Annotated in this window: 26 protein-coding genes; 16 read left to right on the forward strand and 10 right to left on the reverse strand. The window is 63.6% G+C overall.

Features of this window, described 5'->3' with window-relative positions; genetic code table 11:
• Window positions 1–62: 62 nt before the first annotated feature.
• The 4 genes from ACR65T_RS06935 to ACR65T_RS06950 all read left to right on the forward strand — a co-directional run bounded on the left by ACR65T_RS06935 (window position 63) and on the right by ACR65T_RS06950 (window position 1813).
• Window positions 63–347 carry a hypothetical protein gene (locus ACR65T_RS06935; protein ID WP_434495786.1) on the forward strand — a complete coding sequence of 95 codons (285 nt, stop codon included), beginning with the start codon at window positions 63–65 and terminating at the stop codon, window positions 345–347.
• On the forward strand, window positions 344–778 hold the full coding sequence (locus ACR65T_RS06940; protein WP_434495787.1) for a type II toxin-antitoxin system VapC family toxin: 435 nt from the start codon (window positions 344–346) through the stop codon (window positions 776–778). The genes ACR65T_RS06935 and ACR65T_RS06940 overlap by 4 nt, the downstream gene beginning before the upstream one ends.
• A gap of 153 nt (window positions 779–931) precedes the next feature.
• A complete protein-coding gene (gene infA, locus ACR65T_RS06945) occupies window positions 932–1150 on the forward strand; it encodes a translation initiation factor IF-1 (protein WP_014890360.1) in 219 nt (72 codons plus the stop codon).
• A gap of 24 nt (window positions 1151–1174) precedes the next feature.
• Window positions 1175–1813, forward strand: coding sequence for a Maf family nucleotide pyrophosphatase (locus tag ACR65T_RS06950; protein WP_434495788.1), 639 nt, complete (start codon window positions 1175–1177; stop codon window positions 1811–1813).
• Between the two features lie 7 nt (window positions 1814–1820).
• Here the strand turns inward: ACR65T_RS06950 and alr are convergent, their stop codons facing one another.
• A complete protein-coding gene (gene alr, locus ACR65T_RS06955) occupies window positions 1821–2957 on the reverse strand; it encodes an alanine racemase (protein WP_434495789.1) in 1137 nt (378 codons plus the stop codon).
• A gap of 51 nt (window positions 2958–3008) precedes the next feature.
• Window positions 3009–3440 (reverse strand): tol-pal system-associated acyl-CoA thioesterase, encoded by a 432-nt coding sequence (gene ybgC, locus ACR65T_RS06960; RefSeq protein ID WP_434495790.1) that lies wholly within the window; start codon window positions 3438–3440, stop codon window positions 3009–3011.
• Between the two features lie 175 nt (window positions 3441–3615).
• On the opposite strand from ybgC, the gene ACR65T_RS06965 reads away from it, so the two are divergent.
• On the forward strand, window positions 3616–4275 hold the full coding sequence (locus ACR65T_RS06965; RefSeq protein WP_434495791.1) for a peroxiredoxin: 660 nt from the start codon (window positions 3616–3618) through the stop codon (window positions 4273–4275).
• 21 nt (window positions 4276–4296) lie between these two features.
• Window positions 4297–5334, forward strand: coding sequence for an MBL fold metallo-hydrolase (locus ACR65T_RS06970; RefSeq protein ID WP_434495792.1), 1038 nt, complete (start codon window positions 4297–4299; stop codon window positions 5332–5334).
• A gap of 205 nt (window positions 5335–5539) precedes the next feature.
• Here the strand turns inward: ACR65T_RS06970 and ruvB are convergent, their stop codons facing one another.
• A complete protein-coding gene (gene ruvB, locus ACR65T_RS06975) occupies window positions 5540–6595 on the reverse strand; it encodes a Holliday junction branch migration DNA helicase RuvB (protein ID WP_434492190.1) in 1056 nt (351 codons plus the stop codon).
• Between the two features lie 47 nt (window positions 6596–6642).
• Between ruvB and ACR65T_RS06980 the strand changes: the two genes are divergently transcribed.
• Window positions 6643–7227 (forward strand): Uma2 family endonuclease, encoded by a 585-nt coding sequence (locus ACR65T_RS06980; RefSeq protein WP_434495793.1) that lies wholly within the window; start codon window positions 6643–6645, stop codon window positions 7225–7227.
• An 8-nt stretch (window positions 7228–7235) separates the two neighbouring features.
• Here the strand turns inward: ACR65T_RS06980 and ruvA are convergent, their stop codons facing one another.
• The 4 genes from ruvA to ACR65T_RS07000 all read right to left on the reverse strand — a co-directional run bounded on the left by ruvA (window position 7236) and on the right by ACR65T_RS07000 (window position 10184).
• Complete coding sequence (ruvA, locus tag ACR65T_RS06985; RefSeq protein ID WP_434495794.1) at window positions 7236–7850, reverse strand: Holliday junction branch migration protein RuvA; 615 nt, start codon at window positions 7848–7850, stop codon at window positions 7236–7238.
• Window positions 7847–8350: a crossover junction endodeoxyribonuclease RuvC gene (gene ruvC, locus ACR65T_RS06990; protein WP_434495795.1), complete on the reverse strand. Its 504-nt coding sequence runs from the start codon at window positions 8348–8350 to the stop codon at window positions 7847–7849. Before ruvC ends, ruvA begins: the two co-directional genes overlap by 4 nt.
• Window positions 8351–8421: 71 nt before the next feature.
• Window positions 8422–9678: a dicarboxylate/amino acid:cation symporter gene (locus tag ACR65T_RS06995; protein WP_434495796.1), complete on the reverse strand. Its 1257-nt coding sequence runs from the start codon at window positions 9676–9678 to the stop codon at window positions 8422–8424.
• Between the two features lie 80 nt (window positions 9679–9758).
• A complete protein-coding gene (locus tag ACR65T_RS07000; protein WP_434495797.1) occupies window positions 9759–10184 on the reverse strand; it encodes an iron-sulfur cluster assembly scaffold protein in 426 nt (141 codons plus the stop codon).
• A gap of 253 nt (window positions 10185–10437) precedes the next feature.
• Between ACR65T_RS07000 and folE the strand changes: the two genes are divergently transcribed.
• The 3 genes from folE (at window position 10438) to ACR65T_RS07015 (ending at window position 12628) form a co-directional block, all read left to right on the forward strand.
• Window positions 10438–11067 carry a GTP cyclohydrolase I FolE gene (gene folE / locus ACR65T_RS07005; protein ID WP_434495798.1) on the forward strand — a complete coding sequence of 210 codons (630 nt, stop codon included), beginning with the start codon at window positions 10438–10440 and terminating at the stop codon, window positions 11065–11067.
• Complete coding sequence (gene hisI / locus ACR65T_RS07010; protein ID WP_434495799.1) at window positions 11067–11456, forward strand: phosphoribosyl-AMP cyclohydrolase; 390 nt, start codon at window positions 11067–11069, stop codon at window positions 11454–11456. Before folE ends, hisI begins: the two co-directional genes overlap by 1 nt.
• A gap of 116 nt (window positions 11457–11572) precedes the next feature.
• Complete coding sequence (locus ACR65T_RS07015; protein WP_434495800.1) at window positions 11573–12628, forward strand: patatin-like phospholipase family protein; 1056 nt, start codon at window positions 11573–11575, stop codon at window positions 12626–12628.
• Here the strand turns inward: ACR65T_RS07015 and ACR65T_RS07020 are convergent.
• Both ACR65T_RS07020 and ACR65T_RS07025 read right to left on the reverse strand, forming a co-directional pair.
• The gene (locus tag ACR65T_RS07020; protein WP_123176549.1) at window positions 12625–13056 is read right to left on the reverse strand and encodes a CBS domain-containing protein; all 432 of its coding nucleotides are present in this window, start codon (window positions 13054–13056) and stop codon (window positions 12625–12627) included. The genes ACR65T_RS07015 and ACR65T_RS07020 overlap by 4 nt on opposite strands.
• Before the next feature lie 50 nt (window positions 13057–13106).
• Window positions 13107–13814 (reverse strand): rhomboid family intramembrane serine protease, encoded by a 708-nt coding sequence (locus tag ACR65T_RS07025; RefSeq protein ID WP_434495801.1) that lies wholly within the window; start codon window positions 13812–13814, stop codon window positions 13107–13109.
• A 347-nt stretch (window positions 13815–14161) separates the two neighbouring features.
• Here ACR65T_RS07025 and ACR65T_RS07030 point away from each other — a divergent pair, with 347 nt between their 5' ends.
• The 5 genes from ACR65T_RS07030 (at window position 14162) to ACR65T_RS07050 (ending at window position 17690) form a co-directional block, all read left to right on the forward strand.
• Window positions 14162–14719, forward strand: a complete 558-nt coding sequence (locus ACR65T_RS07030; protein WP_434495802.1) for a PAS domain-containing protein — start codon at window positions 14162–14164, stop codon at window positions 14717–14719.
• A gap of 150 nt (window positions 14720–14869) precedes the next feature.
• A complete protein-coding gene (locus ACR65T_RS07035; protein ID WP_434495803.1) occupies window positions 14870–15043 on the forward strand; it encodes a hypothetical protein in 174 nt (57 codons plus the stop codon).
• An 87-nt stretch (window positions 15044–15130) separates the two neighbouring features.
• On the forward strand, window positions 15131–16069 hold the full coding sequence (locus tag ACR65T_RS07040; RefSeq protein ID WP_434495804.1) for an outer membrane protein: 939 nt from the start codon (window positions 15131–15133) through the stop codon (window positions 16067–16069).
• Window positions 16070–16236: 167 nt separating this feature from the next.
• A complete protein-coding gene (locus tag ACR65T_RS07045) occupies window positions 16237–17034 on the forward strand; it encodes an autoinducer binding domain-containing protein (protein WP_434495805.1) in 798 nt (265 codons plus the stop codon).
• A complete protein-coding gene (locus tag ACR65T_RS07050; protein WP_434495806.1) occupies window positions 17031–17690 on the forward strand; it encodes an acyl-homoserine-lactone synthase in 660 nt (219 codons plus the stop codon). Before ACR65T_RS07045 ends, ACR65T_RS07050 begins: the two co-directional genes overlap by 4 nt.
• 456 nt (window positions 17691–18146) lie before the next feature.
• Here the strand turns inward: ACR65T_RS07050 and ACR65T_RS07055 are convergent, their stop codons facing one another.
• Complete coding sequence (locus ACR65T_RS07055; RefSeq protein WP_434495807.1) at window positions 18147–18512, reverse strand: PAS domain S-box protein; 366 nt, start codon at window positions 18510–18512, stop codon at window positions 18147–18149.
• Between the two features lie 327 nt (window positions 18513–18839).
• Here ACR65T_RS07055 and ACR65T_RS07060 point away from each other — a divergent pair.
• A partial coding sequence (locus ACR65T_RS07060) for an ATP-dependent metallopeptidase FtsH/Yme1/Tma family protein (protein ID WP_434495808.1) occupies window positions 18840–19379 on the forward strand: 540 nt, incomplete at its 3' end.

Genomic DNA, 19379 nt, shown 5'->3' on the forward strand with positions numbered 1-19379 from the left:
GCCGGTCGAGATACTTGCTCGCGCGCCGGATTTCCGGTAGCTCTTCCGGAAGAAGGTTTAGAATGCCAAAGCCGCTAAAATCCAGCGTCCAACTCTATCGGCAACGCATGAAGCGAAAGGGCCTCGTGCGTGTCGAGGTGCAGGCGCGCAAGGAGGATGTCGCGCTTGTTCGCGGCGTTGCCGCCGCGCTCGCCGATCCCTTCCGCGAAGCGGAAATACGCGCCGTTCTCCGCGATGTCGTGCCCTCCCCAACTCCGGGCTCGCTCAAAGCGCTTCTCGCCGCAGCGCCGCTTGAAGGCGTTGACCTCGAACGCCCGCGCGATCTCGGCCGGGACGTCACCTTTTGAATTTTCTGATCGACACCAATGTAATTTCCGAGTTTCGCAAAGGCGCGCGATGCGATCCGCGTGTCGCCGGCTGGTTTGCCTCAGTGAAAGATGAGCAGCTTTATCTGAGCGTGCTGACGCTTGGCGAAATCCGCCGTGGCGCGGAAAGGTTACGTCGACGGGACGTAATCGGCGCCGACGCTCTTGACCGTTGGTTGGTTGACGTCGAACGCGCGTTCGTCGGACGCATTCTGCCGGTCGATAGCGATGCCGCGGCAGAGTGGGGGCGAATGGGCGCGGTTCGGACCGCCCCTGTTGTGGACTGCCTGCTGGCGGCCACGGCCAAAGCGAATGATCTGACGCTTGTGACGCGCAATGTTCGAGACGTAGAGGGACTGGGGGCCATCATTCTTGATCCCTTCGCGGCCGTGAAACCCAAGAAGGGGCGTTGAGGCCCCCCAACTCCCTGGTTCACAAATCCTTCGTTCTCGACTAGGGTCCGCGCCGAGTCCGCTCCCCGGCCGGGGCAGCGGGTTTTTCGCTTTTCACGCGCTATCTATGCCGCGCGGCCAAACTCGCGGCGAGAGCGCCTCACAAGGAACCACATGGCCAAGGAAGAACTGCTCGAATTTCCCGGCGTCGTCACCGAACTGCTGCCGAGCGCGATGTTTCGCGTCAAGCTCGAAAACGACCACGAAATCATCGCCCATACCGCCGGCAAGATGCGCAAGAACCGCATCCGCGTATTGACCGGCGATAAGGTGCTTGTCGAGATGACCCCTTATGATTTGACCAAAGGGCGTATAACATATCGTTTCCGGTAATTTTCTTTTGGCGGAGCGACATTCTTGACAGCCAATCCTCCAATCGCCCGTCCCAAGCTCGTTCTCGCATCAGCTTCGCCGAGGCGCCTGGCGCTGTTGCAGCAGGCGGGACTCGACGCCGACGCTCTGCTGCCGGCCGACATCGATGAGACGCCGCACCGCGGGGAATCGCCGCGCGCCTACGCCGCCCGAATCGCCAGCGAGAAGGCGGCCGCCGCCGCCAAACTGAGGGCGACGCAGCCCGAGCTGAAGGAATCCTTTCTCATCGCCGCCGACACCGTCGTCGCCGTCGGCCGGCGCATCCTGCCCAAGGCCGAGACGCGAGAGGAGGCCGAGGAGTGCCTGCAGCTGCTCTCGGGACGCCAGCACCGGGTCTATTCGGCGGTGAGCCTGATCACGCCGCGCGGCTACGAGCGCAAGCGTCTCGTCGAGGCGCGGCTGCGATTCAAGCGCCTTGGCTCGACCGAGATCGAGGCCTATCTCTCGACTGGCGAGTGGCGCGGCAAGGCGGGCGGCTACGCCATTCAGGGACGCGCCGGCGTGTTTCTGGTGAAGATCGTCGGGTCCTACACGGCCGTCGTCGGCCTGCCGCTGCACGAGACGGTGTCGCTCCTCGCCGGCGAGGGATATCCGGTGCTCGCGCCGTGGTTCGCGATGGCGTGACGCCGAGCTAAGCCCCGAGATAGCGCCGCGAGAATCGCGCGCCGAGCCGCGTGAGGATCTCATAGCCGATGGTGCCGGCGCGCGACGCCGCTTCCTCGAGGCAAATGCCGTCGCCCAGCAGCTCGACCCATTCGCCGCGCTGCGCGGCCTCGCGCGGCGCCTCGGAAACGTCCAGCACGACATAGTCCATCGACACGCGGCCGATGAAGGGGCAGCGGACTCCGCCGACGAGCGCTTCGCCTGCCGGCTTTTCAGCGCAAGAGGCGGCGCCGACCGGCACGCCGTCCGCATAGCCGACGCCGATCGTGGCGATGCGTGTGCGCCTTCGCGCCGACCAAAGCGCGTCATAGCCGACGCAGGCGCCGGGCTCGATCTCGCGTGTTGAGAGAATGCGCGCGCTGAGCCGCGCGACCGGCCGCACCGGGCATTCGGCATAGGGCGTGGGGTTGCCGCCAAACAGCGCGTAACCGGGACGAACGAGATCGAAATGCGGGCGCTGCGGCAGGAAGACGGCCGAGGAATTCGCCATCGACGCCGGAATCTCGGCGAAGCGCGCCCGGGCGTCGAGGAACGCCTCGATCTGCCGGGCGTTGCAGGGGGCGTCGCGCATTTGCGAACTGACGAAATGGCTCATCACCAGCGTAGGCGCGATATGGCGCGCACGCTCGGCCGCCTGCGCCGCCTCGCTGATCGGTATTCCGAAGCGATTCATCCCCGTGTCGAAATGGATGGCGGCTTTGGGCTTGCGTCCAGTCGCCGCCCAGTCGTCGATTTCGCCGAGCGAACCCAACGCCGGTATAAGATCGGCGGCGACGAGGCGCGGCGCCGCGCCGGGCACGAGCCCGTCCAGCACATAGATGGTCGCGTCGTGGGCGACAGCCCGGGCCGCTTCGCCTTCGACGACATTGGCGACGAAAAAGGTTCGGCAGCCGGCTGAGAGCAGCGCCCGCATCGCGGGCGCGAGCCCCAAGCCATAGGCGTCGGCCTTCACCACCGCGCCGCATTCCGCGCCGCCGGCCAGCCGCGCCATCGTGCGCCAATTGTCGGCGAGGGCGGCGAGGTCGACGATCAGAACGCCGGTCTCCGCCGGGTCCGAAGGCTCGGTCCGGGGCCGAAGGCGCGCAGCGGGTTCGTTGATTCCCATCTCAACGCCATTTTAGGCCGCAAAAGGCGGCGTCCAGATGGCGACGGCATTCTACTCTAAATTTGGCAAAAGACGTTCGAATTTCGCGCGCACCTCGGGAGGCAGGCGGCGCGCGCGGCCGGCTTCGACGCACACGATCCTGACTTTGGCGCGGACAAGCAATTCCGCCTGCCGCAAAACCCGCTGCTCAAGCGTGAGCGAGGCGCCGCCGAGCTCAAGAGTCTCGGTTTCGACGGTCAGCAGGTCGTCCATTGTCGCGGGCTTTTGAAAGTCGACGTCCATCGACCGGACGACGAAAAAAATCGGCGCGCCGGCGGCGCCCGCCAGCAGCGCGCGCTGATCAAGCCCCAGCGCGCGCAACATCTCCGTGCGCGCCCGCTCCATGAAGCGCAGATAGGAGGCGTGATAAACGAGTCCGGAAAAATCCGTGTCTTCGTAATAGACGCGAATGGAGAGGGACTGACATGGTTCGATCGTCGTCATTCTGCGTTCGGCTGGCGGCTAGGTTGGAGTTTCACCGGGAGGCGGCGCCAGGCTTGAACGCCGCTGTTCTTGATACTGAGCGCAATAATCGCATTTAAAGGGATACGCTCTCAAGCGGCGAAGAGCGTCGCTCGCGCTCCAAGGCGCGTCGCAACCATAACTGAGGAGCTTCCAGATGTCTTTCCACATCGGCGACACCGCGCCGGATTTCGAAGCCGACACCACGCAGGGGCGCATCAAATTCCACGACTGGATCGGCGATTCCTGGTGCATTCTGTTCTCGCATCCCAAGGACTTCACGCCGGTCTGCACGACCGAACTTGGCTACATGGCCAAACTCGAACCGGAATTTAAACGGCGCAACGTCAAGATCATCGGCTTGAGCGTCGATCCGGTCGACAATCACGCCAAATGGGCGGTCGACATCGAGGAAACTCAGGGCGCGAAGCCGAATTATCCGATGATCGGCGACCCGGACCTGCGCATCTCCAAGCTCTACGGAATGTTGCCGGCGAGCGCGGGCGGCGACGCCAGCGTCAGGACGCCGGCCGACAACCAGACCGTTCGCAACATCTTCGTCATCGGGCCCGACAAGAAGATCAAACTCATCATGGTCTATCCGATGACGACCGGCCGCAACTTCGACGAAGTGCTCCGAATCATCGACTCGCTGCAATTAACCTCCACACATAAGGTGGCGACGCCCGTCAACTGGCGGCCGGGCGATGACGTCATCATCGCGGGTTCGGTCTCGGACGAAGAGGCCAAGAAGATCTATCCGGAGGGCTGGAACGCGCCGCGGCCCTATCTTCGCATTGTTCCGCAACCGAAATGATGCGCGGCAGGAACGCGCGCGATGATCTTCCGGCAATTGTTCGATAGCGTCTCCAGCACCTACAGCTACCTCCTCGCCGGCAATCGCGGCGGGGAGGCGCTGATCATCGATCCGGTGCTCGACAAGGTGGACCGCTATCTGCAGCTGATGCGCGAACTCGATCTTCGGCTGGTCAAGGCCGTCGACACGCACACCCACGCCGATCATATCACCGGCCTCGGCGCGCTCCGCGACCGCACGCACTGCATCACGGTGATGGGCGAGCGCAGCAACGCCGACGTGGTGTCGATGCGCGTTCGCGAAGGCGAGCGCATCCGGATTCCGGGCGTCGAGCTCGATGTTCTCTACACGCCTGGTCACACGGACGATTCATACAGCTTTATCATGGCCGACCGGGTGTTCACCGGAGACACGCTGTTGATCCGCGGCACGGGCCGCACTGACTTTCAGAACGGCGACGCGCGGGCGCAGTACGAGTCGCTTTTCGGCAAGCTGTTGAAGCTTCCCAACTCGACGCTTGTCTATCCTGCGCACGACTATAAGGGCGATACGGTCAGCACGATTGGCGAGGAGCGGGCGTTCAATCCGCGTTTGCAGGTCAAATCCATCGATGAATATGTCGCGCTGATGGACAGTCTGCATTTGCCCAATCCGAAAATGATGGACGTCGCGGTGCCGGCGAACATTCACATCGGATTGCATCAGGAGGACATCGCGCGGCGCGGCTGGTCGTTGACGCCGCAAGAAGCGCTCGACGTTCTCGGTCAGCCTTCAACAGCTCTCGTCGATCTGCGCGAGGCGCGCGAGCGCGAAGTTCATGGCGTTATCCCCGGTTCGCTGCATATGCCCTATGACGAACTCGACGAGCACATCCGAGACGGCGGCCTGTTGCATGAATTGGCGGTCGCCACCGGCAAGCGCATCGTTTTTTATTGCGCCTTCGGCGAGCGTTCGGCGATGGCGGTCGAGGCCGCGCAGGAAGCGGGAGTAACGTCAGCCCGTCACATCCAGGGCGGTCTTGACGCCTGGATCAAGGCCGGCGGTCCGCTCGTAGGTTAAGTCGGACATTGGCTCGATCGAGTCGACTCCTCCGAAGGATCTGGAAAGCGTAGCTTGAGACGCCATGTACGCTCCTACGGAGTGTGCATCATGAACTCGAAATTTCTGAGCCGCGCGCTGAAGGCGCTGGAGCATGCCGGCGAGATCGCCGCCGTTCTCTTATTTGGCGCAATGATTTATTTCGTGCTCACCGCGTGATCGCCGATTAGTCTTCGCCTTCGCCAAACAATCCGAACTGCGCAGCAGGGCGCGCCGGCTCGGCGAGGCCAAGGTGACGGAAAGCGTGCGGCGTCAGCAGGCGCCCGCGCGGCGTGCGCTGCAAGAAACCCTGCTGCAAAAGAAACGGCTCGATGATGTCCTCGATCGCGTCGCGCGGCTCCGACAGCGCCGCGGCGATCGTCTCGATGCCGACCGGGCCGCCGCCGAAATTGACGGCCACCAGATTGAGATAGCGACGATCCATCACGTCGAGGCCGATTGAATCGACCTCGAGGAGCGACAGAGCGTGATCGGCGAGTTTGCGGGTGATTGATCCCACGCCATCCACCACGGCGAAGTCGCGCACGCGTCGCAGAAGGCGGCCGGCGATGCGGGGCGTGCCGCGCGAGCGGCGGGCGATTTCCTTCGCGCCCGAGCCGTCGACGCCGATCCCCAGCACGCGCGCGCCGCGCTTGACGATCAGCTCCAATTCTTCCGGCGTGTAGAAATTCAGCCGAACAGGAATGCCGAAGCGGTCGCGCAGCGGCGTCGTCAGAAGGCCGGCGCGCGTCGTCGCGCCGACGAGGGTGAACTTCGCAAGGTCGATCTTCACCGAACGCGCCGCCGGGCCCTCGCCGATGATCAGGTCAAGCTGGAAATCCTCCATGGCCGGATAAAGGATTTCCTCCACCGCCGGATTGAGCCGGTGAATTTCGTCGATGAACAGCACGTCGCGCGGCTCGAGGTTGGTGAGCAGCGCCGCAAGGTCGCCGGCCTTGGCGATGACGGGGCCGGAAGTGGAGCGAAAATTGACGCCAAGCTCGCGCGCGACGATCTGCGCCAGGGTCGTTTTGCCCAAACCCGGCGGGCCGACGAGCAGCACATGATCGAGCGCGTCGCCGCGCGTCTTGGCGGCCTCGATGAAGACCTTGAGATTGGCGCGCGCCGCCTCCTGACCCGTAAAGTCCGAAAGCGACAGCGGCCGCAGCGACGCGTCGGCGTCGTCGTCGCGCTGCTCGGGGCTGACAAGGCGCGCGGGGGTGTTCAAACGGGCGGCTCCCATGCGCTGGCGCAGGCGCTGTGCTAAGATGCGGCAAACGGAGCCGCGCCGTGAATCGCCCGTCCTCGCAGTATGAGTATATGTCCCTCGACGATTTCGAGGAACTTTTGCCCGACAAGCCCGCCAATGAGAAATGGGAGCTGATCGGCGGCCGCGTCGTGCGCATGATGGTCGGCGCGCGGTGGGAGCACAAGCGCATCATCCAAAATCTGACGGTCGCGCTGATGAACGTGTTTCGGCGGCGCGGGTCGGACTGTCGGCCGTTCGATGAGACGTTCTACCTGAAGCAGCGGCTGCTCGATCTCGCGTGCTTCCCTGACGTTATGGTGCGTTGTGGGCCGCTGCCGCCCGACGCGACCTCGCTCGACGACCCGGTCGTGCTGATCGAAGTCGTATCGAAAGGCTCCGCCCATCGCGACAGATGGGAAAAATGGGGGCTCTATCAAAAGCTTCCGTCGCTGCAACATTATGTGCTGGTCGAGCGCGACCATCTCGCCGTCGACGTCATCGACCGCGTCGAGGGCGGGTTCTTCGAACGCCCGAGACTTGGCGCATTAGAAGAGACTCTCCGCCTTCCGGCGATAGAGTTCGACATGACGCTCGCCGAAATCTACCGCGACGTGATCGCCGCCTGATCGCGCGTTCAGCGCGCGAGTTCGCGCAGGCCCTGGCGAATCAGCGCGCTCGCCTCGGCGGCTTCGCCGAGCTGCTTGAGGCTCTCGGCCACAGCGGCCGCCGCCTGCGGGCGCCCGTAGCCGAGATTGACCAGAGCGGAAATTGCATCGCGGGCGGCTGACGGCGCGCCTTCCGGCTCCTCGCCGGAGAGCCGCGCCAGGGCAGGGTCGATTACGCCGAAGGCGGGCGCCTTGTCCTTCAGCTCCGCGACGATGCGCGCGGCGAGCTTCGGCCCGACGCCCGGCGCGCGGGAGACGGTCGCCTTGTCCTGCATGGCGATCGCCGAGGCAAGATCATTCGCCGGAAGAATTGAAAGGATCGCCAGCGCCACTTTGGCGCCGACGCCCTGCACGCTCTGCAGCAACCGGAACCAGTCGCGCTCAGATTCGGTCGCAAAGCCGAAGAGCCGGATTGAATCTTCGCGCACTTGTGTCTCGATGGCGAGCGCGGACGCCTCGCCGACGCGCGGCAGCTTCTGCAACGTGCGCGTCGAGCAGTGCACGACATAGCCGACGCCATTGACGTCGAGGATGACGAAATCCTCGCCATAGCTGTCAATGAGGCCTTTGAGTTTGCCGATCATGCCGAAATCCGCAGTCTCGCGCCGCGATGCTGGGCGTGGCAGATCGCCACCGCCAGAGCGTCGGCGGCGTCGGCGCTCGTCGCTCCGCTCGCCGGAAGCAGCACGCGCACCATCATCTGCACTTGCGCCTTGTCGGCGTGGCCGGCGCCGACGACGGTCTTCTTGACGAGATTGGCGGCATATTCGGCGATGATGAGGCCGGCGAGCGCGGGCGCGGTCAGCGCCACGCCGCGCGCCTGTCCGAGCTTCAAGGCGGACTGCGGATCGCGATTGACGAAGGTTTCTTCGATCGCCGCTTCTTGCGGCGCATGGTCGGCGATGACGCCCATCAGCCCTAAATGCAGTTGCGAAAGCCGCTCGCCCATGTTGAGGCTTGCGTCCGAGCGCACGCGCCCGCAGGCGATGAAGGAGAGCCGCGAGCCATGCGCCTCGATGACGCCCCAGCCGGTGTTGCGCAGGCCGGGATCGATGCCAAGGATGCGAATCGGGGCAGGGGTCATGCTGCAAGCGTAGGCGGAAAGGGCCGTTGGGGCGAGACTCTTGGGGCGTCTCTTGCGTCGTCTTGGACGCTTCAGGGCGGTCGCGTATCCGGCTGCTCGCGCGTTTTGCCATCCAGCAGACAGCTGACAGTTACGTCGCCCATGACGTTGATCGCTGTCCGGCAGCGGTCCAGCAGCCAGTCGATGGTAAAAAGCATGGCGATGTAGTCGGTGGGCAGCGCCACGGCCTTGAAGACCATGGTCATCGTCACCAATCCCGCTTCCGGAATGCCGGCCGCGCCGACGGATGCGACGACCGACGTCACCACGACGATGAATTGCTGGCTGAGCGTCAAATGCATGCCGAGCAATTGCGCGACGAACAACGCCGACATGGCTTCATAGAGCGCCGTGCCGTCATTATTGAAATTCGCGCCCACGAGCGCGCCCATGCTGGCGGACTCCTCGCGCAGCCCGACATTTTCGCGCAGGCGCGCATAGGTCACCGGCATCGTGGCGGTGGAGCTGCCGGTCGAAAACGCCATCACCAACGCATCGCGCACGCCGCGCAGCACATAGAGTGGCGCCGCCCAGGAACCCAGCCGCACGCGAATGAGGTAGTAGGCCGCTTGCAACGTCAGCGCCGTGAGCACGGCGACGACGAAGCCCCCCAAGGCGAGAAAATCGCTAAAGCCTTTCACGCCGACGATGCTGGCGACGATGCCGAAAACGGCCAACGGCACCAGGTCGATGATCCAGTGCAGAATCGTAATCAGGCTGGTCAGCGCCACGTGAACGAGGTCTTCGACGGTGCGCACCTCATGATGCCGCAGGCTTCTCAGCGCGACGCCGAGCGCCACCGCAATGAAGATGACGCCCATCACCGTGCCATTGTCTGAAAATGGCCCGCCGATGCTTTTGGGCACGCTGTCCAGGAATTGCGCCAAGGGATCGGCGCCAGCGGCAGCCTTGGCGGGCGCGTGCGCCGGCGCAGGGTTCGACCACGACCCGGGCTGAAGGACATTGGCGACAAGGAGGCCGACGCCGATCGCCACCAGCGTGTTGGTCAACAGCAGCGTAACCAGCCGCAGCGCCTTCCGGCCGCCAAGATGCGCGCGCATCAGCGCTTGCATGATCGCCAGCAGGATCAGCGGAGGGGCAAGCGCCCCCAGGAGCCGCAGGACGAGCTTGGCAGGCGTCTCAAGCACTGCCGCCTGGTCGCCGAGCGTGACGCCAACGACAAGCCCCAGCGCCACGGCCCCCAGAATGCGCAGATAGAGGGGCGTCGCGCGCCACCAGCCGAGGGCGCCCTGGCGGCCGGTCGTTCGTTCCGCATCTTGTGAGATCAACTGGGACGGCCCTTGTCGTGGCTACAGAGTGTTTGTCGAGGCGACAGGATGAGAGCTTTTCCGCCCTCTTCGGCGTGCGATCAAGCCTCCGCCTTCGTCACCGCGTCCGCCACAGCGTCAAACGCCAGCATCGTCGACCCATGCCGGGCCTTATAGTCGCGCACCGGCTCCAGCACCGCGAGGTCGGCCCATTTGCCGGTCGGCGGCGGGCCGTTCTCCTTGAGCATTCGGCGCAGCGCCTCGCGCGCCTCGCGCAGCTCCTGCGGCGTGGAGCCGACAATGTTGCGCGCCATGATCGAGGCCGACGCCTGGCCCAGCGCGCAGGCCTTCAGCTCATGCGCATAGTCGGCCACTTTCCCGTCTTCCAGCCTCAGATCGACGGTGATCGTCGAGCCGCAGAGTTTGGAATAGGCCGAGGCGGTCGCGTCCGGGCGCGGCAGCCGGCCGATGCGCGGAATGTTTCCGGCAAGCTCCAGAATGCGTTGATTGTAAATGTTGTCGAGCATCGCCGCCGGTGCATCCAAGCCAAGGCCTTACCATCGCCTTGGTAAATCTCTATATAGGATTTTGCGCGTCCTCGCGAAAGCGGCGGGTCGCGCCGGGGCCGTCAGCGGCCCTCGTTAGTCTCGAATTCTCGCGTGATCTCGAACCATCTGGAGAGGGCGACGATTTGAGTGGCGCCTTGCACGTTTCGTGCTAGGCGCGAGACGGCCGACGCTTTTTCGAGGGCGGGCGGCGTTAGTCAGTTGGAGGCGCCACATGGATGACGTGGTTAAGACCTGTCCCTTTTCTTCGCTCGAGACGGTGAAAACCGTCGAACGCCCCTCCCGCGATGAAGCCGAAGCCGCCGTGCGCATCCTGTTGCGCTGGGCGGGAGACGATCCGGACCGCGAGGGGCTGCGCGACACCCCGCGTCGCGTCGTCAAAGCCTATGAAGAGTTTTTCAGCGGCTATCGGGAGAGCGCCGACGAGGTCCTGTCGAAAGTCTTCGAGGAGGTCGAAGGCTACGACGATCTCGTGCTCGTTCGCGACATTCCCTTTACCTCGCATTGCGAGCACCACGTCGTGCCATTCGTTGGAAAGACGCACATCGCCTATTATCCGGCGGGCGGGGTGGTCGGTCTGTCGAAGCTTGCCAGGCTTGTCGAGATTTTTGCCCGCCGCCTCCAGACTCAGGAGGCGATGACGGCGCAGATCGCGGCGGCGATCGACGAAGCGCTCGCGCCGCGCGGGGTCGCCGTTATGGTCGAGGCGGAACATATGTGCATGTCGATGCGCGGCGTGATGAAGCAGGGATCGTCCACGGTCACCATGCAGTTTTCCGGAGTTTTCCGTGACGATCCGGCCGAGCAGGCGCGCTTCTATACGCTGCTGCGCGGGGCGCGGTGATGTCGCAGGCGTCCAGAGAGGTGGAGGAGGGGAGCGTTTTCGCGCCGAAATTCGACGCGAACGGCCTCATCGTCTGCATCACCACGGAGGCGGCGACGCGCGACGTGCTGATGGTCGCCTATATGAACGCACTCGCGCTCGAAAAGACCATCGAGACGGGTTTCGCCCATTATTGGTCGCGGTCGCGGCGCTCGCTCTGGCGCAAAGGCGAAACGTCGGGGCAGACGCAAAAGGTGCTCTCGCTGCGCGTCGACTGCGATCAGGACGCCGTGCTGCTCGAGGTCGAAGTCGGCGGCGACGGCAAGGCTTGCCATACGGGGAGGAAGTCCTGCTTTTATCGGGCGCTCGGCGACGATGGCGCGCTGGTTTTCTCCGCCGATGGCGCGTAGGCGCCCATTATTTGGCGGAAAGTTAACCTGAAGGCCACCTTCCGAAGCGCAGTCTGGTCTCCAAATATATCTTGTGCCGCTGACCACGACGGCGACAGCGGCGCAGAAGGGCCCGCATGTTGTCGCTACGCTCACGCAACCCCCAACTTCTCGACGCCAATGCGGCCAGCGCGATGACGGACGAACCACAAGCCCCTCCGACGACCCTCGTACGCAAGGCGGATACCGAGGCCAAACAGCAAAGACGCGGTCAGCCGACGATCGGACTGGCGCTCGGCGCCGGCGCGGCGCGCGGCTGGTCGCACATCGGCGTGCTGCGCGAGCTCGCCGCCCATGACATCAAGCCCGATGTGATCGCGGGGACATCGATCGGCGCCGTCGTCGCCGGATGCTACGCCGCCGGCAAGCTTGATCAGATCGAAGCCTTTGCCCGCACGCTGACCAAGCGGCGCGTCTTCACCTTGATGGATCTCTCCTTCTCCGGCGCCAGCCTCATCACTGGCGAACGGCTGCGGTCCGCTCTGGAGAAGGAGCTCGAAGACGTGGAGATCGAAGACCTGCCCATACCCTTCGCGGCGGTGGCGACTCAGGTTGGCACGGGCCACGAGGTGTGGCTGCAGCATGGCTCCCTGTCCCTCGCCATCCGCGCATCTTATGCGCTGCCCGGCGTTTTTGAGCCGGTGCGCATTGGCGATCGCTGGCTCTTTGACGGCGCGCTGGTCAATCCCGTGCCGGTCACCGTGTGCCGCGCGCTAGGCGCGGAATATGTGATCGCCGTGAACGTCACGGCCGACACGATGTATCGCGCGCGCGTCATCCGTGACGATCCCGCCGCGCTGCATCGCGCCGCGGAGGCCGGGCCGTTCGGGGAGAAGGCCGACGCGTCCTTCGTCGATCGGTTCCTGCCCCGCTATTTCGATCGTCAGCCGGGCGATGCGCCGAACGTCGCCACTGCGATGATCGACGCCTTCAACATCATTCAGGATCGAATCCTGCGTTCCCGGTTGGCGGGCGACCCGCCCGACGCCACGATCACGGCGCGCTTGGAGGAGGTCGGCATGTTCGACTTTCACAAGGCGGAGCAGCTCATCCATGTCGGGCGCGAGGCGACGAAGCGCGCGCTGCCGAATATTTTCGCCCACATCCCGCTGCCGCCCTCGTCGAGTCCTTAGGCTTGGGCGATGTATTCGCGCATCGATCGGTGCTCTTCCTCGATGACCCGAATGCGGTATTTGACGACGTCGCCGATCGACACGAGGCCCACGAGGCGCGTTTCCCGGACCACGGGAATATGCCGGCGCCGTTCGATGGTCATCACGCGCATCGTATTCTCGACGGCGTCGTCTTCTCTCGCCGGCTGGGGACTGGGCTGCATATACGCTGATATGCGCTGCGTCAGCGCCTCTGGCCCGTCCAGCGCGACCGCTGAAACGATATCGCGCTCGGCGATCAGTCCAGCCAGTCGGCCGCTGTCGTCCAGAATGACGAGCGCGCCGATTCGATAACGCATCATGAGCTGAGCCGCCTCTTGCAGCGTCGTGTCGGCGCTCGCAGTCACCACCTCTCTTCCTTTCTCCGCGAGTATGTTCGAGATCGTCATCTGGCCCTCCTTTTCGCTCTCGATCGGCCTCCCTTGCCAGTCAAAGAGCGTTACTGCGAACTCAGGGCATGCCGACCCGCGCGATCGAAGAAGTTGAAGAAGAGCAGGCCGAACAAAAACCCTCCGACGTGAGCTTCCCAGGCGATCGCGCTCGACACGCCGACCGCCTGCGGAAAGACGCCAAGAAGCACGTTCACCGCTAACCATGCGACAAGGAAAAACATCGCCTGTCGGTTCAATGGCAGTTGCGACAGCGAAGTGAAATGCGATTCCTCGTCGTATGGCGTCCGGGGGCTGCGCCTGTTGTCCGCCAGCCGCGCACCTGGCGTAAATGCGAAACGCACAATTGCCCCCATTGTTCCAGAGATTGCGCCTGATGCGCCCACCACAGGGGCGATTTCGTAAGGGTGCAGCGCAAGAAACAACAACGCGCCTGCGAACGCGCTTGCGGCGAGAAAAAGGAGGTAGCGCGCCGAACCGAATCGACGTTCGACCGGCGTGCCGAATGCTGCAAGCGCTAACGCGTTCACGATGAGATGCGTCCAATCGCCGTGCAAAAAAAAGTAAGTCAGCATGGTGGCGTATTCGGCGCCGCCTTCAAGCGTCACGCGCGCCGGGATGAAGGCGAACGTCGTTAGCAGCCAGTTTGAGAACTCCAAAGGACCGTAAGCGACGACGAGCTGCGTCGCCGTTAGCGCGACGATGAGCGTCTTCGTCACTGTCGGGAGATTGAAAATTCGTTCTCGACTTGCGGGCACGTTCGCTCCTGTCCGTTTTGCTGGGCAAGGGCCCGCGCAGCCTCAATGCTAATCTAGCGCGACCGGCGTCGGCCAGCGTCCCGATTTGAGGCGCCTGGCGGCGAGGGCAAGAACTGATAGGTGAGCGCCCATCGGGTCGCTCGAGATCGCCTCCGACAAGTTCAGCTTGTTGCTTTCACTAGCCTTTTTATAGGCACGGGGTCCTGGCCGTTGGTCAGCTCCGCCATCTTGGCGGTCGCCGCTCCGATGGCACGATGGCTGCGTCAGTCGGGGTAGATTGGAACACTAAGTGGGAATGTGTCCCAATCTTGGGCGGGGGCGCGCGAGCGTCGGGCGGATTAGTTAGAATGAGATTGCCGGTCACCAGGGATCTTTACGACTATTGGGGGCGATTGAAGGGAGAACGGGCGGCGCCGGATCGAGCGGAGATCGATCCCGTCGCGATTCGTCACATTCTGCCCGACATCTTCATCATCGAAGTGGACCCGGAGCGCCGACTTCCGCTCCGTCTCTGTGGCGCTCGGGTTAACGCCCTCTGGCAGCGCGAGCAGAAGGGACGCCTCTTCCTTGGATGGTGGAGAGCGCAGCGGCAGGAGGCGGTGGCTGAGGCGATTCGCCGGGTCATCGACACCGAAACCCCGCTCGTCGCGCATGCTCGCACCGCGCCGGGCCGTGATGCGGCGGAATTCGAACTTCTGCTTCTGCCTCTGCGTCATTTCGGCAAGGGCTGTACGCGCGTGCTGGGCTCGCTTGCGCCCGCGCAGCGGCTTGATTGGGTGGGAATTTGCCCCGTGGGACCGCTCGATCTAATCGCCGCGCGGATGCTGGAGGACAAGGCGGCGGAGGGCCCGAAAGAGGATTGGCGCCGCGGCGCCATCGCGCGCCTGGCGGCCTCCAATGGCTAGCGGCCCTTTCGAAGCAAGGCCGGTCGCTGTGAGCCATCGCCTCCAACCACGTTCTTAGCAGGGCGAAGCGCCACGCCTGAGCGCGCGCCGAACACCCTTTTCGGCCGCTCCATGCTCGAGTCGCGATGGGATCTCCTGTCAGACGAGGGTATGTCGCCTGCGGCCGTCATGGCTTCGACCAGCCGCTTCGCCGTGGGCGAGATCAAAGTCGATCCGGCTCTGAACGTTGCGCCGATGTGGCGCCGGCGCCACACCAGCCGGAATTCCGACCGGACGCCCGCAACATCCGGGGCTTTTGGATTGACTGTGCGCGGCCTCGACTGATTGAGTGCAATGCATGGCGAGCAATCGCTGAGAGTTTCAACAAGGCAATCGGGCGAAGGTTTTCCGCCTCAAGCAACGAGGACACAGATGAAAAGAGCTCTTTCCGTCGCCGCTCTTGTGGTCGCGCTGACGGGCTCGGCTTTGGCGGCCGATCTTCCCAGCTACAAGGCCCCGCCGCCGCCCCCGCTGCCGCCGCCGCCGCTGTGGACCGGCTTTTACGTCGGCCTGAATGCGGGCGGCACATGGGGCAACAGCAATAACATTTGGACCCAGTCGGCTCCGATTACCTCCATCCCCGGAAGCGCCGCCGCGGCCCGTTACGCTGCATTTTCCGCGCTCGGCGCGTCGGGCGTTTCGCAGGGCAATACCAGCGGATTCATCGGCGGCGGCCAGATTGGCTATAACTGGCAGTTCTGGGGCGGCCGCCTCGTCGCGGGCGTCGAGGCTGACATCCAGGGCGTCGCCGGAAGCAACAGCAACAAGACTGCGATTACCGCGGCCGGCGGATTTCCGTTTTTCGGCGCCAATGAGGTCCTGACAACCGCGATCACGACCTCGAAGCGTCTCGACTATATCGGAACGGTTCGCGGCCGACTCGGCTGGCTGTTCACCCCGACCTTGCTTGTTTACGGCACCGGCGGTCTTGCCTATGGCGGCGTCTCCGTGTCGACCGGCATCGCGCAGTTCAACAACGACTGCGCTCAGTTCCCGGCGAACTGTATCACTAGCGCCGCTTTCTCGTCCGGAGCCTTTTCCGACACGCGCGTCGGCTGGACGGCGGGCGCCGGCTTGGAGTGGATGTTCATGCCGAACTGGTCCGCCAAGGTCGAATATCTGTATTACGATCTCGGCAATGTCAGCTACTCCGGGGGCCTCTTGGCGACCTTCGGCAACACGTTCCTTGCGAACAGGCTGATCGCCGGAGTGGTTTCGCAGTCCCAGACTCGCTTTAACGGCAACATCGTCCGCGCCGGCGTGAACTATCACTTCAACTGGGGCGCTGCCCCGGTCGTCGCGAAATACTGATCGAGCCTCAACGATCGATCTGAAAGAGCCCGGCCGATTGGCCGGGCTTTTTTTTGCCGGCGGCGAACGACGGCTTCGACAAAACCTTTCGACGCGCGGCGCATTGCCTGCCCGCCAGCGACTGTGTATCAAATTGCTTATGGATTTCGGCACGATAGGCGTTCAGCGTGTATCGCGAAGATGTTTTCGATCTTATCGATCAGCTCGCTCGCGCCGATCGGCGGACTGTTCGCTACAACCTTCTTGATGAAGTCTTGCGGGCGACGGGCGTCTCTCATGTCGGGTATGTCGCCTTCAACCTGCCGACCCGCCGCGTCGACCGACCGCTGTTGTCCGCCATTCACGCCGCCTCATGGCGAAAATCCTATGCCCAGGCGCGCTGTGTCGACGTCGAGCCCGTCGTACGCGCGGGTTTCGGGGGGATAACGCCAGTCGATTGGCGCCTGCTGGATCGCGACGATCCGGTGGTTGAAAAACTCCTGGGCGAAGTGCTGGAGTTCGACCTCGGCGCCAACGGCTTCTCCATTCCCCTGCGCGGCCGAAGCGGCGAATATGGGCTGTTTAGCGTCTGCTGCGCTGAGGACGCTTCATCCCTGCCGCCGCAGCGTCGCGCTCTGATTCGCCGGCTCACGGTTATGAGCGCGATCTTTCACTCGAGCGTGAAAGTCGCCCTTGCCATAGAACCCCATGCCGAAATGCGGTTGTCGGATGGGGAGCTCGCTAGCCTGCGCCTTAAGGCCCATGGAACCAGCGATCATGAGATCGGGGTTTTGCTTGGCGTTCGTGCGACGGCCGTGCGCTTCTGGCTCGAAACGGCGCGCGCCCGGCTTCGCGCCGCCTCGGTCGACGACGCCGTCGAGGAGGCCTGCCGGATAGGGCTCATTCGCGTCGGCGTCGAACGGCTTCATTCCGCGATCGAGGCCACTCCCGCCGACTTTCCCTCAAATGATCGGCGGGAGCGTTGATCGCGCTGCTGCCTGGCGAATCGCGCGCGCTCTTTCCCCGACTCATGGATGAGATGTATGGCCTGCGTCTCGCATCCGCTCGCGCGCATGTCATACAGCCATACGGCGCCGTCCATCGGCTGGCGGTCGTCGATTATTTTGATTCGCTGGATCCGCTCTACGTTCTTGCGCTCGACGACATGGAATGCGTCGCGGGAGCGCTGAGGTTGCTGCCGACCGCCGGCGTTACGATGTTGAGCGCCGCTTTTGCGGGGGGCTTGCCGGACGGCTTACGCGTCGAAAGCCCGCTGATTTGGGAAGCAAGTCGTTTGACGCTTCGCACTGCCGGAGATGCTCGCGCGACGGAGGCCGCCATCGATCGCACGATTGGTCAACTCGGCGTCGCGCTAAATGCGATCGCCGAAACCGCCGCTCTGACGCATATGATCGGCGTTTTCGATGAATCGATGCATCGCCTGCTGTCGCACCGCGGCTGCGCAGGCGAAACATTCGCGCCGCCGATGCGCATCGACGGCGCCGACATGTTTGCTGTGCTTTATGAAGTCGGCGCTGCGATGAACGCGCCGTTCAAAAGTCTCGCGGGCGACGCCACGGCGCCGCCGATCAATCTTGCCGATCTGGAAAGGCTACGCCAAACGGGCTGCCGCCGCCCGTGAGCAAAACAACTTTTCGCCGGGGAGCTATCCGAGGGGCAATTTATAAAATGCAGGGCGTCGACGTCTCGCCGCGGGGCGGCGAGCGACGCTTCTTAGATTTGGGCAAGCGACGGTCAGGCGTTCACGAATGCGGTGATCGCAAGCGTGATGGCGGCGGCGGCGGCGAAAATCGAGAGAATCGCTGAGATCGCGTTCATGGCGTTTTGTCCTGTGGCTCGCTGCCCATTGAGGAAACGAAGAGCCGCATCTGAGGCAGACGCGACAAATTAGCGCACCGACTCCGAAATATGCCAAGTGGGAAAAGCTGTTGCGATGCACCTGCGGCGCCGGCAAAGAGAGCGCCGCGCTGATTTGGCTAGCAGCCAGTAATCCGGCTTTAAACAATGACTAGTCGGTCAGACTTCAGCGTCTTTGCGCCGCAATGACGATTAATCCGTCAGGGACATAAGCTTCGCTTTAAGGTCGCCGGTTTCCAACTCGGGCCTGCACATGAGCGCTGACGTCATATTGCACGCCGAGGAAATACAGGAGGCGGCCATCGGCGTCGAAGAGGGGCGTGATGTTGAGCGTGTTGTGAAAGAGCGCGCCGTCCTTGCGATAATGGAAAGAAAAGCGCCTGATCCGCAGCCTGCGATGAGCGCGCCGCGCGCATGATGGCGGCGTAGCCAGGCGGCCATCGCGCCAAAGCGCGAATTGTCCGGCGGCTTTCCGTCCTCGCCGGGCCAGAAACTCGGCGCGATGATCGCGTCGAAGGACGTGATGGCCTCGAAGGACGCGGCGACGGGGAAGCTTGCCCCGCGCGATCGCGGATCGACTCGCCATCCGCGCTTACCGTAACGACATAGAAAGGATCTTTAGCGCTTTCAGTGGGCGCGGCGGCGCCAACGACGGCGCGCCGCGCGAGCGTCAAAACATCGTCAATCCCGAGAAAGCCGAGCTTAGGCATTCATTTAGGCCGGCGATGACGATCTTACGCATCCGCCCCAACCTTTGGCGAATTATGACGCCTGTTTGGCTATTGCGCCATCCTGACCTAGATTACTTCTAATCTCATCCTGCGCTCGTCGAGGCATCTTTGGCTCCGGCGGGGGATGCATACATATTGACGACGACGCCCGGCCCGCCGCGGCTCTCGTCATGGAGGTGAAAATGAAGGCGAATTGGAAGAAATATTTGCCTTGGGTCCTGTTCGTCGCAGTCGGCGCGTTGCTTTTCGGGCTGTTCCAGCATCAGCAGACCCGCACGCCGGCTCGCGAGATCACCTTCAGCGAACTGCTTGTGCAGATCGACGAAGGCCGCGTCCATGACGTGACGATGTCCGGCAACGAGATTTCCGGCCACTTTAACGACAACCGATCCTTCACGACCTATGCGCCGAGCGATCCGGGTCTCGTGCAGAAGCTTGAGTCGAAGAAGGTGCAGATCAGCGCCAAGCCCGCGAATGACAGTCCAGGTTGGCTCTCGACTCTTCTCGTCAATGGGCTGCCGCTGCTGCTCTTCATCGCCGTCTGGATTTACATGGCGCGGCAGATGCAGGGCGGGGCAGGCGGCCGCGCGATGGGCTTTGGCAAATCGAAAGCGAAACTGCTGACGGAGACGCAAGGCCGCGTCACCTTCGAGGACGTCGCCGGCGTCGACGAAGCCAAGGAGGATCTGCAGGAGATCGTCGAATTCCTGCGCGATCCGCAG

It is taken from the genome of Methylocystis sp., from assembly GCF_051061285.1.
GTDB lineage: Bacteria > Pseudomonadota > Alphaproteobacteria > Rhizobiales > Beijerinckiaceae > Methylocystis.

Coding starts and splice junctions, on each gene's coding strand:
- ACR65T_RS06935 (WP_434495786.1), top strand. CDS start 63: ATGCCAAAGCCGCTAAAATCCAGCGTCCAACTCTATCGGCAACGCATG.
- infA (WP_014890360.1), top strand. CDS start 932: ATGGCCAAGGAAGAACTGCTCGAATTTCCCGGCGTCGTCACCGAACTG.
- alr (WP_434495789.1), bottom strand. CDS start 2,957: ATGGGAATCAACGAACCCGCTGCGCGCCTTCGGCCCCGGACCGAGCCT.
- ybgC (WP_434495790.1), bottom strand. CDS start 3,440: ATGACGACGATCGAACCATGTCAGTCCCTCTCCATTCGCGTCTATTAC.
- ACR65T_RS06965 (WP_434495791.1), top strand. CDS start 3,616: ATGTCTTTCCACATCGGCGACACCGCGCCGGATTTCGAAGCCGACACC.
- ACR65T_RS06970 (WP_434495792.1), top strand. CDS start 4,297: ATGATCTTCCGGCAATTGTTCGATAGCGTCTCCAGCACCTACAGCTAC.
- ruvB (WP_434492190.1), bottom strand. CDS start 6,595: ATGGGAGCCGCCCGTTTGAACACCCCCGCGCGCCTTGTCAGCCCCGAG.
- ruvA (WP_434495794.1), bottom strand. CDS start 7,850: ATGATCGGCAAACTCAAAGGCCTCATTGACAGCTATGGCGAGGATTTC.
- ruvC (WP_434495795.1), bottom strand. CDS start 8,350: ATGACCCCTGCCCCGATTCGCATCCTTGGCATCGATCCCGGCCTGCGC.
- ACR65T_RS07000 (WP_434495797.1), bottom strand. CDS start 10,184: ATGCTCGACAACATTTACAATCAACGCATTCTGGAGCTTGCCGGAAAC.
- folE (WP_434495798.1), top strand. CDS start 10,438: ATGGATGACGTGGTTAAGACCTGTCCCTTTTCTTCGCTCGAGACGGTG.
- hisI (WP_434495799.1), top strand. CDS start 11,067: ATGTCGCAGGCGTCCAGAGAGGTGGAGGAGGGGAGCGTTTTCGCGCCG.
- ACR65T_RS07015 (WP_434495800.1), top strand. CDS start 11,573: ATGTTGTCGCTACGCTCACGCAACCCCCAACTTCTCGACGCCAATGCG.
- ACR65T_RS07020 (WP_123176549.1), bottom strand. CDS start 13,056: ATGACGATCTCGAACATACTCGCGGAGAAAGGAAGAGAGGTGGTGACT.
- ACR65T_RS07030 (WP_434495802.1), top strand. CDS start 14,162: ATGAGATTGCCGGTCACCAGGGATCTTTACGACTATTGGGGGCGATTG.
- ACR65T_RS07035 (WP_434495803.1), top strand. CDS start 14,870: ATGTCGCCTGCGGCCGTCATGGCTTCGACCAGCCGCTTCGCCGTGGGC.
- ACR65T_RS07040 (WP_434495804.1), top strand. CDS start 15,131: ATGAAAAGAGCTCTTTCCGTCGCCGCTCTTGTGGTCGCGCTGACGGGC.
- ACR65T_RS07055 (WP_434495807.1), bottom strand. CDS start 18,512: ATGGCGAGTCGATCCGCGATCGCGCGGGGCAAGCTTCCCCGTCGCCGC.